This window comes from Vibrio sp. S/42/10 (genome assembly GCF_029890535.1).
Classification (GTDB): Bacteria; Pseudomonadota; Gammaproteobacteria; order Enterobacterales; family Vibrionaceae; genus Vibrio; species Vibrio cyclitrophicus.
Map to the genome: position 1 here is coordinate 1 of NZ_JAKMZC010000033.1, position 15703 is coordinate 15703.

16 protein-coding genes and 1 pseudogene are annotated in these 15703 nt (G+C 42.4%); 9 read left to right on the forward strand and 8 right to left on the reverse strand.

Going from position 1 to position 15703, the window contains the following annotated elements; translation table 11 throughout:
* A partial coding sequence (locus L8S15_RS21320) for an IS3 family transposase (RefSeq protein ID WP_133146159.1) occupies positions 1-95 on the forward strand: 95 nt, incomplete at its 5' end.
* A 77-nt stretch (positions 96-172) separates the two neighbouring features.
* Here the strand turns inward: L8S15_RS21320 and L8S15_RS21325 are convergent.
* From L8S15_RS21325 to L8S15_RS21335, 3 genes are all read right to left on the reverse strand, one after another.
* Positions 173-1543, reverse strand: coding sequence for a YjiH family protein (locus tag L8S15_RS21325; protein ID WP_010431202.1), 1371 nt, complete (start codon positions 1541-1543; stop codon positions 173-175).
* Positions 1544-1771: 228 nt separating this feature from the next.
* Positions 1772-2446, reverse strand: coding sequence for a YoaK family protein (locus L8S15_RS21330; RefSeq protein ID WP_010431200.1), 675 nt, complete (start codon positions 2444-2446; stop codon positions 1772-1774).
* 140 nt (positions 2447-2586) lie between these two features.
* Positions 2587-3069, reverse strand: coding sequence for a GFA family protein (locus tag L8S15_RS21335; protein ID WP_171341986.1), 483 nt, complete (start codon positions 3067-3069; stop codon positions 2587-2589).
* A 32-nt stretch (positions 3070-3101) separates the two neighbouring features.
* Here L8S15_RS21335 and L8S15_RS21340 point away from each other — a divergent pair, with 32 nt between their 5' ends.
* From L8S15_RS21340 to L8S15_RS21350, 3 genes are all read left to right on the forward strand, one after another.
* Positions 3102-3755 (forward strand): hypothetical protein, encoded by a 654-nt coding sequence (locus L8S15_RS21340; protein WP_010431197.1) that lies wholly within the window; start codon positions 3102-3104, stop codon positions 3753-3755.
* Between the two features lie 124 nt (positions 3756-3879).
* Positions 3880-4179 (forward strand): isoamylase early set domain-containing protein, encoded by a 300-nt coding sequence (locus L8S15_RS21345; RefSeq protein ID WP_010431194.1) that lies wholly within the window; start codon positions 3880-3882, stop codon positions 4177-4179.
* A 334-nt stretch (positions 4180-4513) separates the two neighbouring features.
* Entirely contained in the window at positions 4514-5806 is a 1293-nt protein-coding gene (locus tag L8S15_RS21350) for a peptidoglycan DD-metalloendopeptidase family protein (RefSeq protein ID WP_010431192.1), read from the forward strand.
* A 166-nt stretch (positions 5807-5972) separates the two neighbouring features.
* On the opposite strand, the gene L8S15_RS21355 is transcribed toward L8S15_RS21350, so the two are convergent.
* Positions 5973-7820 carry a GGDEF domain-containing phosphodiesterase gene (locus L8S15_RS21355; protein ID WP_010431189.1) on the reverse strand — a complete coding sequence of 616 codons (1848 nt, stop codon included), beginning with the start codon at positions 7818-7820 and terminating at the stop codon, positions 5973-5975.
* A 141-nt stretch (positions 7821-7961) separates the two neighbouring features.
* Complete coding sequence (locus L8S15_RS21360; RefSeq protein WP_010431185.1) at positions 7962-8876, reverse strand: LysR family transcriptional regulator; 915 nt, start codon at positions 8874-8876, stop codon at positions 7962-7964.
* Between the two features lie 109 nt (positions 8877-8985).
* Between L8S15_RS21360 and L8S15_RS21365 the strand changes: the two genes are divergently transcribed.
* The 3 genes from L8S15_RS21365 to L8S15_RS21375 all read left to right on the forward strand — a co-directional run bounded on the left by L8S15_RS21365 (position 8986) and on the right by L8S15_RS21375 (position 11058).
* Positions 8986-10191 (forward strand): multidrug effflux MFS transporter, encoded by a 1206-nt coding sequence (locus L8S15_RS21365; protein ID WP_010431182.1) that lies wholly within the window; start codon positions 8986-8988, stop codon positions 10189-10191.
* 98 nt (positions 10192-10289) lie between these two features.
* A complete protein-coding gene (locus L8S15_RS21370) occupies positions 10290-10640 on the forward strand; it encodes a hypothetical protein (protein ID WP_010431179.1) in 351 nt (116 codons plus the stop codon).
* Positions 10641-10923: 283 nt separating this feature from the next.
* Positions 10924-11058 (forward strand): hypothetical protein, encoded by a 135-nt coding sequence (locus tag L8S15_RS21375; RefSeq protein ID WP_010431176.1) that lies wholly within the window; start codon positions 10924-10926, stop codon positions 11056-11058.
* Between the two features lie 133 nt (positions 11059-11191).
* Here the strand turns inward: L8S15_RS21375 and L8S15_RS21380 are convergent, their stop codons facing one another.
* The 3 genes from L8S15_RS21380 to L8S15_RS21390 all read right to left on the reverse strand — a co-directional run bounded on the left by L8S15_RS21380 (position 11192) and on the right by L8S15_RS21390 (position 13925).
* A complete protein-coding gene (locus L8S15_RS21380) occupies positions 11192-11812 on the reverse strand; it encodes a glutaredoxin (protein ID WP_016768796.1) in 621 nt (206 codons plus the stop codon).
* Positions 11813-11886: 74 nt separating this feature from the next.
* Positions 11887-12771, reverse strand: coding sequence for a DMT family transporter (locus L8S15_RS21385; RefSeq protein WP_016768795.1), 885 nt, complete (start codon positions 12769-12771; stop codon positions 11887-11889).
* A 155-nt stretch (positions 12772-12926) separates the two neighbouring features.
* A complete protein-coding gene (locus tag L8S15_RS21390; RefSeq protein WP_280575103.1) occupies positions 12927-13925 on the reverse strand; it encodes a porin in 999 nt (332 codons plus the stop codon).
* Positions 13926-14298: 373 nt separating this feature from the next.
* Here L8S15_RS21390 and L8S15_RS21395 point away from each other — a divergent pair, with 373 nt between their 5' ends.
* Positions 14299-15315, forward strand: a complete 1017-nt coding sequence (locus tag L8S15_RS21395; RefSeq protein ID WP_010431167.1) for a succinylglutamate desuccinylase/aspartoacylase family protein — start codon at positions 14299-14301, stop codon at positions 15313-15315.
* A gap of 308 nt (positions 15316-15623) precedes the next feature.
* Positions 15624-15703 (forward strand): annotated as a pseudogene (locus L8S15_RS21895) (helix-turn-helix domain-containing protein); the annotation flags it as partial.

Consider the following 15703-nt stretch of genomic DNA (forward strand, 5'->3'; position numbering starts at 1 on the left):
AATACATCGAGTACTACAATACCAAACGTATAAAAGTGAAACTAAAAGGCCTGACTCCGATAGAATATCGAACTCAGGCCTTGAAAGCCGCTTAACAGAAATGTCCAACTTTACGGGGTCACTTCAAACAGTAAGGCTTTATAAATTACATATTTATCGTGCTACATCTAATTTAGAATATTAGATGGGCTACACCAGCAATGACCGGAAGCGTAATTAGAGTACGCAGAATAAAGATAATAAATAGCTCTAAGATGTTCACTGGGATCTTACTGCCTAGAAGTAAAGCACCTACTTCAGACATGTAAATCAGCTGAGTCACCGACATGGCTGCAATAACAAAGCGAGTCATCTCGTTGTCGATAGAGGCTGCAAGGATTGCTGGAATGAACATATCCGCAAAGCCAACAACGATCGTTTCAGAGGCTGCTACCGCTTCAGGCACACCAAGTAGCTCAAGGAAAGGAATGAAAGGCTGACCTAAAAATGAGAATACAGAGGTGTATTCAGCAATAACCAGTGCCATCGTACCTAAGCCCATAACAACAGGTAGTACACCAAAGACCATATCTACTGCGTTACGAACGCCTTCGCCAAATACAGACTTAGCCGACTTCACTTGTGATGCTTTGTTTACCGCTAGTTTAAGACCCCAAGAGAATGTTGAGTAACCAGCAGGAATTGCATCAGCGTCTTTGTGCGGCTTGCTACCATCGATGAAGGTGTCTTTCTTCATGCTTAGTGGTGGAAGGCGGGGGATGATTACCGCAGCCACAATACCCGCTAGACAGATAGCTGCATAGAAAGGTAGGAACAAGTGCTCTAACTCGACCTGAGCAATAACCACAAGGCTAAACGTGATAGAGACTGCAGAGAACGTCGTACCAACAACAGCCGCTTCACGCTGAGTATAGAATTTCTTCTCGTACTGCTTACTCGTTAGTAGGATACCAACACTGCCGTCACCTAACCAAGAAGCCATACAGTCGATAGCACTACGGCCTGGTAGGTTAAAGATTGGACGCATGATTTTACTTAATAATGTGCCAAAAAGTTCTAGTAAACCGAAGTTAAGTAGAAGAGGTAGTAGCAAACCTGCAAAGATAAATACCGAGAACAGGGTTGGAAGTAGGCCTTCTAGCACTAAGCCGCCAGTGTTCTCTTCCCAAATAAACTCAGGACCGATTTGGAAAAATGCCATGAATGCGGCAGCACCACCAATCATACGAACCAGCAACCAAAGTGGAGATGGGTTGAAAAGGCCGTTTAAAAATGAACTTGATGTGATGAATGCTGGCTTGAAAATGGAGCTTAAAACGGAAGCTACAGACATGAAAGCAACGATTGCAGTGATAATTGCTACTAGAGACTCACCGAAAACCGCTTGAATTGACTTGGCTAAGATAGCAACAGGGATGGTTAGATCGCCTTGGTAGCTAATTGGTGCCATGAAAAGGAATAAACCAATCAATGATGGGATTAAGAAAACCCAGAAACTGCCTTTAGATTTCTCTGGTTGAGCAGTATTCGTGTTGTTAGACATGTTAATTGTTCTCGTATTTCTACATGTAAAAAAGCCATATCCTTGGCATTTTATTCTCTAAACATCCGTATTTTCTCATTGGCTGCAAGATTACCCAGTATTGATAGTTCTTGCAATACTATTCATCAAATACCGCTAAATATTCAAACTGGATATTCTGAAACTCATTAATAGTTTAGAATAAAGTGTTGCGGATGTTACGTAGTTTAAGAATATATTGCCAGATATTTATAAGTTGGCCTGTGTTTCAGTTCGATAGGTAAGATAGAGCCAATAGATAAACGCAATAATGAAAGCAAAAGAGGCAGGGAAAGCCAGTGCCAAAATTTCAAAGCGCTGGAATAGACAAGCTCCGGTTAAGCCACCAAATAAAAAGCCAACCACAATGAACATCAGTAGCTTGCCTTTGCGACGGTCAAAAGGCACTCCCTTTAAGCCTGCCCCTATCATTATCCCGAGATCTGTGATGATACCGCTCATGTGCGTTGTTCTAATGATCGCGCCACTGTAGGTCGTGATCATAGCGTTCTGCAAGCCACATGCTGCTGAAGCGAAGTATTGGCCTGACGTGTAGCCTTGTAACAGTGCCCATAGTGATAAGAATAGCAATCCGCCTTCGATACACAGAGCGACACCATAGCGACGTCCTAGTTTCAATGCTTGATTCTCAATAAAGAACCCACTGAACGCGGCACCCAACATAAAGCTCATAACAACCAACAAAAGATGTATAGATGCAGACGTTGGGGTGAGTAAGCTACTGCCCAACAAAGACATGGTGCCCGATATGTGTGAGATGGCTTGGTGTTGGAAGCCGAGCAGCCCAATAGCGTTAACGCTGCCAGCAAGGCCCGCTAACAGTAAAGCGCCGTATTCAACCCAGCGAGGTAGCTTTGAAATCATGTGGTTCATTCCGGGTTAAAAGAGGAGCAAGATTATAACGCTAGCAAAAAGATACGCTAGCGTTGTCTAGCCATCATATTTGATCTTAGGCAACAGTATTGCATTTGTTTCTAGCATAGCAGTTTGTCGAAACATTACTGTTAGCTGTACTGGTTCATTTGATGTTCAAACTTAACCCAGCCATGTTTTCTTTCCTCGTAAACTGAAAAGCTCGGTAGCGGGAAATCTTGTTCTTTAAATAATCCTAGCGGGACGATGTAAAAATCGGCGGCGGCAACGGATTGTAAAAGCATGGTAGTGCCGCACTTAGGGCAAAATTGATAGGTGACTTCATTACCAGTGTCACTTATGCGAGAAAAACGAGTCACCTCTCCGTTTAATGTCACTTGATCTAATGGATATCGAGCTTGAACTCCAAATACACTTCCAGTTCGTTTCTGGCATTCGTAGCAGTGACAAATAGAGGTTTTTTGAGGTTCACCTCTGCATACTAGGTTGACTGCTCCACAGCGGCATTCGCAACTTCTGATATTTCTATTTTTAATATGATTGATATCCATCCATGCTCCACTTCTGGTTAACCCTGTATTGATAATTATACTAAAGCCATTTATGGTCTGCACAACTGGATGAAAACAAAAGAATATAATTGCTCATGAAAAAGAAAATCTTACCAATACCTCTGATTTTACTGATTCCCATTGTCATGCTAGTAGTGGTGATCTTGGCGGGTATTTATCGCTTTAGCTTAAGTGATGAAGAGATCTTGGCGAAGTTTCCTTCATCTCAAGTCACTTATGACTCTTTGGTTGAAGAAGTTTTTGATTTGAAGACGACCAATCCATGGACAATTAAAGTGCCTGAAACCAACGCATTTGCTTTTATCAAGGAATTGGATACAACAAGATCAATTGCTTTTGGTCGTTACGATTCGGGAGCAGAACGTGGTGTGGTGACGGTCGACACTAAAAATCTTTCAGGTGTTACGTTAGGGCAGGCGAACTTCTTTGTTTCACCTATGTGGGTGTCGAATCAAGGTAGCGGCGTATTTTACTACCTAGGTCTGTTTAAACACGATAAACAACGAAGCCGAGTTGTGTTGGTCGATCAACTTTTTTTGGGTGATCGCATACAGATTCAAACTTTAGAAGTGACGAATGCACAAAATCTTCAAACGGAAAATAAACTCACTGGGGAAGGTTTTATCGGCTTTACTCAGCATTCTTTGGAACAATCATTTACAGAACCACCTTCTGAAAAGGTATTAATGAGCTTTTCTTTTGATACGCAATCAATTGGTAAGCAATAAGGTTTTTGTTCGCGCAAGGATCTGTTGTTTATGTGAGCTAAATTACATATTATCTTAAATAGACGAATGAAATTTAGACACACTTTGCTTTGTGTCTGCTTATTTTTACAAATGGAGCTTGCGAATGATTAATAAACGTTTTTTTAAGACGAAAGATGAAGTGGAAGTGACTTTTGAGCTAGAAGCTCAAGAAGCGAATTCAGTATCCATCGTTGCCGACTTTCTTGATTGGAAGGCGACGCCAATGAAAAAATTGGCAAAAGGTAAAGTTTACAAATTTAAAACTCGTTTGCCTAAAAATGGTGAATTTCAATTCCGTTACCTAGTTGATGACCAACAATGGGTGAATGATGCGGATGCAGATCGCTATATTGCGAATGAGTTTGGTGAAGATAATTGTCTAGTTTCGACAGTTAACGCCTAACGACGGCACCTTACGTTTTGCTTATTTTTCGGGAAGGAGGCGTTGTTGTTCTAGGTACTTCTTTTACTTAAATAAACAACTAATTCGCTTCGGTTATTAATCAAGCGAAACGGAATAACGTAAATCAATAAAAAGCAGAAGCTAGCCGTTTCTGCTTTTTTGTTTCCAAAATCAGCGGTTAATTTTTTCATAAAAATGTCTTTCCTCATTAACGGTAACTCAATGACTTAGCGATACAGAGTAAGATTCGCATCATATTATGACAATGCATTGATGATTTATGCGTTTGAAAAGCATATCCTAGCCTTTTATATCGTAGAAAGACCTGTTTACCGTGTATTCAAAAATATTTTCCTCTCCGTTTGCTGAGCTTTCACCTGTAAAAAAAGTAGCGATTTTAGGACTGCCACTTATTGCAGCGATTGGTGTTGCTTTGCAATCTTCGCCATCGGATCTGACGAAAACCGTCGATCTGAATTTACCGGACTCAACGGTTATTGAGTCAATTCTGTCATCTTCTTCTGTTACTGCTATTGAACCGCCGACGTTTGAGTATCAGATACAAACTGGTGATAACTTGAGTAGCATTTTCACTCAGCTTGGATTTTCATATAAATCGATGATGAGTGTGATGGAAACCGATCTAAACTTCCTTGCGTTGGATACGCTTCGTCCTGGTAATACATTGCGCTTTTGGCGTAATGAGGCGACAGGTGATCTTTCCAAAATGGAACTTCAATTTAGTGTTGCTGATAAAGTGGTTTATCGACGACTTGAAGATGGCAACTATGAATTCGAAGATATCTCTATTCCTGGTGAATGGAAACAAAAGCCTCTAGTCGGCGATATTCAAGGTAGTTTCTCGATGTCGGCGAATAAAGTCGGTTTGAGCAGCATAGAGATCGACCATATTGTGACTCTTCTTAAAGACAAGCTGAACTTTAGCCGAGACTTACGCGCTGGCGATCAGTTTGAAGTGCTTCAGAAAGCTCAATTTGTTGATGGTGTTGCTACCGGAAAACGTGAAATTGAAGCAATCAAGATCATCAACAGAAACCGTGTTGTATCTGCTTATCTTCATACCGATGGCCAATATTATGATGCGGACGGTGATAGCCTACAGCGTGCTTTCCAACGTTATCCCGTGAGTAGCGGCTGGCGTCAAAGTTCTCAATTCAACCCGAAACGTCTACATCCTGTGACAGGCCGAATCTCACCACATAACGGTACAGACTTCGCGACGCCAATTGGTACGCCAGTTCAAGCAACGGGTGACGGCAAAGTGATCATGACCCGTAAACACCCTTACGCGGGTAACTACGTGGTGATTCAGCACGGCAGCACTTATAAAACGCGTTACCTGCATTTAAGTAAGATTCTCGTGCGTAAAGGACAAACGGTATCGCGTGGCCAACGTATTGGTTTATCGGGTAAAACGGGCCGAGTGACGGGTGCGCATTTGCACTATGAACTTATTGAGCGCGGTCGCCCTGTTAACGCGATGACTGCGAATATTCCGATGGCAGATTCAGTGCCTAAAAAGGAAAAAGCAACCTTCATTGCCGCTCGAGATGAAGCCGACAAGCTGTTAAAGAAAGCCCTAGAAACGCAATCTAACAATAGTTAACGTTAACTGGTTTACTTGTCTATATCGTTGAATGAAGCTACCTAATAAAGCCGTGAGTAATATGCTAAACAGCTAAATGGTTTAGTTGATATACCGCGGCTTTTTTGATTATTGGTTGCGCTGAGGTCCACTTGTTGTTGATTTCTTGGAGTATGAACGCTTACGGTTACTCCGCAAGAGATTCTGAGTGAGTCACATAACTGACTATCGCTTCTGGTCGCATAGGCGGCGAGTAGAGATACCCTTGGATTTTGTTACATCCCATTGCGTGCAACTTTTCTAATTGTTCACGCTTCTCAACACCCTCGGCAACCAATGATACGTCTAGCCTGTGAGCCAGCTGAATGATCAACCATACGACGCTTTCTGAGGTCGAGTTAGTGAGTAAGTTTTGAATGAAAGTGGCATCAATTTTAATGCAATCGATAGGGTAGCTGTGAATGTAATTTAAGCTTGAATAACCTGTGCCAAAATCGTCGAGTGCAATGGTAAAACCTTGCCCTCTTAGGAAGTTTAGCGCTGATTTCGTCTCTTGTGTCGGAGACAGAAGCACGGTTTCTGTCAACTCAATAACAAATTCATCAGCCTTAAAATGGTGCTGTTCGATAGTCCGAGTTAGGTAGGAGATATAGCGCTTAGAGTCGGTAAGTTCATGTGCTGAACAATTTATCCCAAGTTTAACTTTGTAGCCTAATCCTTGCTCCAATATCGTTTTCGCATGGCATACTAGTTCTATAATACGTTCACCCAGTTCAACAATTTGACCTGATTCTTCCGCGACTCGAATGAACTCTACCGGAGAGATATCTCCGTGTTTGGCGGTCTTCCAGCGAGTAAGTACCTCAAAATATCCCCATTGTGTTTCGCCTTGATCAACGATTGGTTGCACCACCACGTACATTCCATTGTTGCTAGGGTGAAGGCTCTGTGAAATCGGGTTCGCAAGCTCACTTCGTAATGCTGCGATCAACTCTGTTTTTCTTTGATAGCGAACTCTCAGGTGAGTGTCATAACACTGAATGTGGACATCTTGGTTTCGTTTGCACTCTTTTAGCGCCAAACTGGTGTTGAATATTATCTGTTCTACATCTTTATTATCGCCGTCTGAGCTAGCAATACCGATGCTAACGTCGAATTCAATCTTGATGTCGACGCTACTGTATCCTTGCTTTATCTTAGCTAACACCTCTTCGCATACGGCTATGGGATCGGAATGATATGTGATAAAAGCAAACTCATTTCCGGCTGTTCGAAACGTTAAGTTGCTTTCCGGCAATGTTCGGCGCAAGATCTCGGCGAGGTGCTGCAGCACTTTATCGCCAATATAATTGCCGTGAATATCATTAATTGCTTTAAAGCTGTTGATATCTAGCAGCGCTAATGTGAATGGTGTGACGCTTTGTTGAGTGATCGACTCTAAGGTATCAGATAAGCAACTGCGGTTTTGTAAGCCAGTAAGACTGTCGTGTGAGACTTCATAACTCAGTTGATTGACGAGTTGTTCAGAACGATCGTTAAACCACATTTCTCTCAGTGTGTGTATGATGATGTCTGCAAACAGTTGATGATATTTAATTGCATCTTGTTGTTGATCCGGAGTTAGAGGGGAAGTGAATGTTGAAAATAACACCCCCATCACTTCACCACTCTGAGTACGAGTGGGAATCGCGATTGAATTCTGTGATGTTATTTCTTGTCTAAATGCCGATGTTGGTAGCGACTGAACGATGTGTTGAGCGAATGAGCAGTCTGGGTGTTTTTGATTAACTGCTTGCTGATAGATATGCCTATGACGTGCGTTGATTTTGTCACGCAAGACATGGTCCGAATGGGCTATGACTAAGGGAACCGTTTGATCCGGAAAGTACTTTTTCTCTATGATACTGGTGTATTGAGTACCAAATGTTTGATGCAAAGTAAGCACGGCCGACTCTAAAAGGTCGATACCTTCCAATTTAAGTAAACGTCCAATACGCTCGGTATCTATCATTCTGTTGTGTGCATGTTGAGTCATAGTCATCATCCGTAGCTAACCAGAATCAGTATATAAACTGTGTTTGTACAAGCCATATCGTTAAATCTTGAATATGTCTAATCTATATGCGTCTAGTTTATTATCGGCCGTGTTATATAATTTTTCAAACTCAGTTGCGACTTATTTCACAGAATCTAATTCAAAAATCTGATTACTACGCTCTTTGTTTAGCCTGTCTTTAAGATGATCCAAAAATAGCTTTGTTCGTGTATGTGAGTAATCAAGCTTAGGATAGTACGCGTAAACCATCACCTCATCCGCCGTTATATTTGGTAATACTGGAACTAATGTCCCTTGTTTCAGATCCTCTTTTATCATTGCCTTAATGGTTAAAAGTACGCCCATCCCTCTCTTGGCTGCATGAAATAAGGCCTCTGGGTTTGTGGTGGCAAAATTCCCTTTGAGAGTAATGCGTTGGCCTTTGGTTAGTGTTACTTCTCGAATAGGGCGTTCTCCCCATATTAGCGAATTGTGCTGCTCTAAATCTTGCTCGCATGTTGGGTAGCCATGTTGGGCTAAGTAACTTGGCGCGGCGTAGAATCCAGTTTTGTGCTCAAACAAAGCGCTTTTTTTAAAGCTTAAGGAATTGAGTTGTTCCAGTTCACGACTGATCACGAGGTCCAAACCCAGTTCGGGTAATTGACCCGGTGTAGTAGTGATGAGCTGCACCTTAATATCTGGGTACTTTTCCAAAAAGTCATCCAGATATTGCACGAGAAATTTAGACCCGACAGCAATGGTTGCTCCTATCTTTAACAAGCCAGCAGGGGTTTGGTTGACCGAACGAGTTTCATCGATAATTGACTGCCAACTATCGAGTTGATCTTTAGCTCTTTGATAAAAGAGTGCCCCGGCTTCAGTTTGGCTAATTGAGCGGGTAGTGCGTTTGAGTAATTGAGTACCAATACGTTCTTCTAACCAATTAACCCGTTTGCTAATCGCTGAGCTGGTGGTATTCAGCTTACGTGCAGCACCATTGAAGCTGCCTTCTTCAACGACCCTTACATAGCTTTGTACGTTAAGAATCCAATCCATATTGTTTCCTGTCAAGACCTAATCAAATTCCAATTAGGTCAATTATCAATTATTGGTTTTGAATGTAAACTCATTTCTACGAGTGAAAATCAAACAATGAGGAAAGTTTTTGAGCCAATCGACCTTTAAAAAAACACCATTACTTCTCGCAATGATGATCATCGCGACGGGCCAGGTGGGCGTGAGTATTTATCTTCCGTCATTACCATTAATTGCCACAGACCTCAGTGTTACCCAAGTGGACGTTCAGTTACTAGTTACGCTGTTCCTTGTCGGATTTGGATTGTCTCAGCTTTTTTATGGGCCTATGTCTGATGCTGTAGGAAGAAGGCCGATTTTTTTATTGGGTCAAGGTATTTACTTGGTTGGCACAATCGTTTGTTTTGCTTTTTCTGACAATATGACAGCGTTGGAAGTCGGGCGGTTACTTCAAGGCTTAGGGGCGGGCAGTGCGTCCGTATTAGGGCGTAGTGTTCTTAGAGACAGTTATGATGGCCCTCAGTTAACCAAAGCTTTATCTTACATTTCAATGACCGCGTCTATCATGCCAATTATTGCGCCAGTATTTGGTGGTTGGATTTCATTTCATCTAGGTTGGCAGGCGGTATTCCTATTCGTTTTACTGTATTTGTTAGCCATATTTATCTTGGGCTACTTTGTGTTACCCGAGACTCTTCCTTATGGAAAAAGTCGTTTTGATGCGACTCAAGTTATTAAGAACTATGGACGTTTTCTGACCAATCGACAAGTAATCAGTAGTGCGAGTTACAACTGGATGAGTTATCTGGCGAGTTTGGTGTCGCTTTCGTTATTCCCATTTTTAATGCAAGAACAATTGGGATTGACGGCTGCTGAATATGGCTCTTTGATGATCGTCCCCTCGGCTGGATTGTTGATTGGTAGTGTTACGTTAAATTTGCTCAATCGTAGGTTCAGTACGCCGCAATTGATGAGCCTTGCGATTTTGATTATTTTGGCTTCTGGAGGTTGGCTGCTTACGCACGAGCTAACCATTTTTAACCTCGTGTGGGCTTTTACTTGGTTAGCGATAGCTCAGGGGATCTCTTTTCCTCTATCGATTAGCATGTTGTTGGAACCCCACAAGAAGCAAGCTGGTGCCGTGTCGGCTTTATCGGGCTCTATTCAAATGTGCTTGGCTGGCTTATTCGGTGGGTACTTGGTCGAAAGGTGGGTGACAACTCACCTGCAACTTGGTGTGTTTTACCTGGTCATTGGTGTAGGGATGGGTTGGGTTCTTTGGTCTTCAACGAGATTGAATAAGAAACTCGACGTGACTGAAGTGGAGTACAGTTAAGCACTTAGCTTACTATGCTCTAACGTAATATCGTTAGGCGTTGTATTTGTGCTGCTGGTTTCCTACAATGCTCCGGTCCATTTAATAGGTAAAACAACATGCAGCAAAATGAATTTGAAGTATTGGTAAAAGCTATCTGCGCACTAGATAGCCTGCCTCAAGCACTTGAGCTATTGAAATCCAATGAGGATACAGAAGTCGCTGAGGCTGCTGCATCACTAACTGGTCAATTTTCGCTAGCTGAAGTTGAAGGCGAAAAGCGTATTTACCACGTGACGCTTCAAGAAAATGAACTAGGCGAAGAGCAAGAGTATATCGAACATGTCATGAATGAAGGCGATGACTTAATTAAATTTGCAGCTTGGTTCTTTGAAACTATGTTTGAATTGAAACAAAAAGATACGTACCAAATTGCTGGAAAAACTTACAGACAGCCAAAGCGTAGCTAGGGTTTCTAAGTGAAATATTTTAAAAGCAGCTCAAATGAGCTGCTTTTTTTATAAATTTCGAATCCACCTCTTTAACTTCAATAGACTTAATGCGCTAGGTTTAGTATGAATTGTATTAACTCGTTAGTATAAAATTGATGATGTTGATGAAAGCTGCGGTGGGAACCTGTTGGTTGCAATGTCATTAGTAATTTTGCATTAAAATGTGATTTGGATCTTGTTTTTGGGGGTTTTACGTGTAGAATCCGCACACAAGAAAAGTAGATGATGTGCGGAGATAAGCATGAATTACGAATTGGGCCACGCATACCTTGGCCAAATGGCAGCAAAAAACATGATGCATGAAGCATTGTATGGTACATCAAAGCCAAAGAAGCCATCATTCTTTAAGCGAATGATGAAGAAAATGGCTAAATAAGCATTTTCAGAAACGGAATTTTAAAAGGCCTTAAACTCGATGAAGTTTAAGGCCTTTTTCGTTTTAGCGATGGATGAATGTCATCGCCGAGCTTTTTTGTGGATGGACACAAAAAACTTATATGTTAATCATCTTATTCGTTAACCGATTGGCTGGATAAGTCGACAACGTTGTTAGGAATGGTGTCTAAACCATTTTCTTTCATCCATGCTTCCAAGTTGTCGGCACCGCCGATGTATTTTCCATCAAGCCAGATTTGAGGTACGGTGACGGGTGTTTTCTCACCAATGTGCGCTTTCACTTCAGGGATCATTCGATATAAGGCTGCGCTATCTTTTACAACATCGTGGTATGTGTATTCGACGCCGGCTTCATCAAGCATTTTTTTTGCTTTGACGCAGAATGGACAGGTCGCTTTGCCGTAAACAATGTTGCCTTTCAAGCTGTCTCGCTTAGTCCACTCTTTAATGACCGACTGAACTAACACGCCGCGGTTAAGTGCTTCACCTTGACTAACAACTTTACCTTCTACAACTAGGATTGGAGCATGCCAAGAACCCAGTTTTAAAGGTTCCCACCAGTGAGATAACCAATCTTTCACTTCCAGCTCTACATCAACGCCTGCTAACTCATTCTCAAAAGTATCCTTCAGAATGTCTTTGGTGAGGGTACATTCTCCACATGGGATGTTTATTTTAAATGGACCCCAGCTGCCTGCCCAACGGTATAGTGTGATCTTGACTGGTTTCTTCATGGCTACGACCTCGTTTAAATTCTCTTATCAATATAGAACGGACAGCAGAACTATTTATTTCATTGGTCCTAAATTTACTTTATTTTCGCCGGCTTTTTTGTTTCCCAATGGGTAATAAACGCGACTGATGCAATAATAATAGCGGCTCCTAGCCATAAACGACCAGGTGGAACCCAACTAAACACGATCCAACCTGCTAATACATTGAGTGGAAGCTTAGCGTGGTCAAATGGTTGAACAAAAGAGGCATCGGCCACGGAGTAAGCTTTCACGATTGCCCATTGTGCAAGCGCAGTCATTATGCCAATGATAATTAATATTCCCCAGATAGTGCCTCCGCTTGGAGTTTGCCAATCAGGCACAGCAAGAAGAAGGTTAAAGGGTGTAATCAAGAGAAGCAGGTAAACCACCATGGTTGAAGGACTATCTTGTGACGAAAGTTTCTTCACCATCAGAGAGTAGCAAGCCCAGAAAAAAGCGGCGCCAACGGGTAATAGTGTTGCCCAACTAAAGTCTTCGCCCCATGGTTCAAGGATGACCATCGCACCAACGAAACCGGCTAAAGTTGCCCCCCAACGAGCTGCCCCCACTTTTTCTTTCAGGAAAAGGCCAGAACCTATAGTTGCAAACAGTGGTGAGGTCATGAGCAGGGCTATGCCTTGCCAAATGGGTACAGGGTAAGCAAGTGCCCAGATCCAGAGTTGGATACCAATAACTGATAAGAAAACACGGAATACGTGCATTTTTAGATTGTCGGTTCTGAGTGCACGGCGAATCCCCAGTGTTTTTAGGTATGGGAGAATGGCGCACAATGCAATGGCATATTGGATAACGGCGACGGTGGTAGAAGTAAGTCCGAAATGAATACTGGCGACCTGGGTTAAGCTATTAATAACGGCAAAGGCTAAGCCTGCGGTTAGCATCCAGCTAGCGCCTTGGATCGGATGATGTTGTGACATGATGCTTCTAATTCTTTGATGTGGTCTGCGTATGATACGGATTTAGCACCACTTAACCAGAAAAAGCATTGATGAAGTTCGTCATAATATTTGAATATGAAAAAAGGTTGAGCGATTGCCCAACCTTTTTACTTTCAATCTAAAGTCGATTTAGGTTAGAAGTCGTAACGTAGACCTAGGCGCAGAGAATCTTCGCTTTGTGTTTCTAGGCCTGAAACCTTCACATCGTCTAGGTTGTTTAGTTGGTAAGCAACGTATGTACGGATAGATTTGTTGAATTTATAAGTCCCCGTTAGTTCAAAGAAGTCAGCTGTGTCTACAGCTAAGTTCTGTGTCGCGTCTTCTTCTTGTTTTTGGTACAAACCCGCCAGTTCAAATTGGTCTGTTAGCTTGTACTTAACAGCAACTTCCACACCTGAGAACTCAGCTTTTGATTTGTCGTCTAGGTCGCCCATTGTATATGTCGCACCTAGGTATAAAGCATCCATTTTGTAATTAATACCAGCGATTACAGCCGTTGCCGAACCATTACCAGTACCGTTGTCATTACCTGAGTAGCCAAGACCAAAGCCTAAACCCATTGGTAGTGTGTAAATACCAGAGATGCCGTAACCGTCAGTGTCTTTATCTTCACCTGCGATAAAACTTGCTTTCAAAGAAAGCGCGTCAGCGTCGTAAGCGTATACAAACGTGTTGTTTACCTGTTCGTCGCCAGCGTTGATGAATGCTTTTTGGTCACCAGAGTAGATAGTAACATCTGACATTTCCGAAATTTGAGCAGCAGCTGTATCTTGACGGCCTACCGAAACAGCACCAAAATTACCTTCTAGGCCTGCGTACATATAACGTTGTTTGAAGTTATCTGTCTTATCGTTATCAGCTGAAGATTTCACGCTTTGTTCTGCTTCGTAGAAACCAAAACCTGAGAGGTCACTATTGATTTCTGTAGTACCGCCAACGTTCAAACGAAAACGGCTTTTATTTTCCATTGTACCTTCGATTTCTTCACCGCCTGAACCAATGAAATCACCACGGAATTCTGCGCGACCGCCAATTTTAAGTTCAGTACCATCAGAGCTGTAAACTGTTGCTGCTAGAGACGAACCTGAAACTAGTGCCGCTACGACTGCAGAAGCTAAAACTGCCTTATTCATAATCACTTACCTTGTATTTTAAAATCCGTGAGCAATGTGCTCTCCGTTTCGATATGAAGCTAATTTAGAGCAGCTAAATTACGCTTTCATTTCTATAAAATTACATTTTCGTGAATGGGGAACTTTTTACGTTTTGATTTTATTGCACTTTTATTTCCAATACCTAAACGGTTTGTGAATGGTACGGTCAATCATGTGGGTTTGAGTGCTGACTTTCGAAAAGACGTTTTTGGATCAGTGGTGACAGGATGAGTGATTTTTACGCTCAGATTCGGGTTTGCTCATCCGATTAACTGTTTGTGCTGGTTAATATATCCTCTATGATGCAACAACTTAGAAAGAATAGTTTTGCTCAACAAGATGGAGACGTTGGATGAAAACAGAGTACTTAGGCGATGTTTTACAAGGTAGGCAGGTTATTGGTTCCTTGAATGTTGAAGACTTACCCGCTGGAGAGCATCAGTTTTGGTTTCAAGTAACCAGTGATGGGTTAGGGCAACCTAAGAATATGCCTGTTTCTGTTTTTAAAGGCAGTCAAGAAGGCCCTAAGCTGATGATTACTGCTGGTATTCACGGTGATGAGCTAAATGGTGTGTTGGCTGCTCAGCAAATTATCAGAGACTTAGTAGGTAAAACTCTCAAAGGTACGGTAACGATTGTGCCTACTGTGAATTTGTCTGGTTTGCTGAACCATAGCCGTGATTTTATATCTTCGGATCCGGGTTCTTGCCCGGCCAACCTCAATCGGCTCTTTCCGGGGGATGCGAATGGCCTAGCTGCGGAGCGCTTTGTTGCGTCTTTGTGGGAGCGTTTGCTTAAGCATAATGCTACCTTCGCCGTCGACCTCCATACTCAAACTCGTGGTGCAGTCTACCCGCTTTATGTGTTTGCTGATTACCGAGTCGAACAATGTTTGGAGATGGCGAGACTGATGCAACCCGATTGCGTTCTGAATGACCCTGGCGACCCCGGTATTTTAGAAACGGTTTGGAATCGAAGTGGAATTCCGAGTGTCACGGTGGAAGTGGGTATGGGGAAATTTACTCAACCTGACATGATTCAACGAGCAGTAGGCGGTGTTTTTAACATGCTGTCTTATTATGAAATGTTCGAGATAGACCGACATAACCCAGACAAAATGCAATTGCCGAGCATAGATTGGGTAGAGGGTAATGACGTGGTTTCTATCCGCGCTGATATTGGTGGCTTCGTATTGCCACAGGTTGAACTTCTACAGAGCGTAGAACAAGATGATTTGTTGGCCATCCAGTATGATGCTTTCGGCAATGAATGTCGTCGTTATCGCGCGCCATCTTCTGGCCGTGTACTCAGCTATAATGTCGATGCGTTAAGGGAGCCGGGTGCGCTTGTTTGTCGCTTGTTAAGTTAGGATTATATCTATTGGATGTTTCCGTGTTAACGCGATGTGTCGCTATTTAAACACGCAAAAAAAGACCGAGCGAGGCTCGGTCAAAGGACAGTTGTCTAGAGTTAACACGTCTTTGACTCTTCGACAGAACTACTTTTAGGGTAGCGAGGCTAGATTAAGAACCCATTGCAAGATAGTGACACTTCGACTGCTTTTCTGTTTCAAATATAATACTGAAAACATTATCTTAAGCTCATCAAAAAGCCGACTGCGAGTTACGCTATGAACTGACCCCCAATAGTTGGACACCAATTATTGGGGGTCTTTTTATGTCCAAATATAGCCGAGAGCTAAAATGTATCATTGCTAGGCAATACTTAGATGGCACGTCATCTCTCTACTTAGCAAA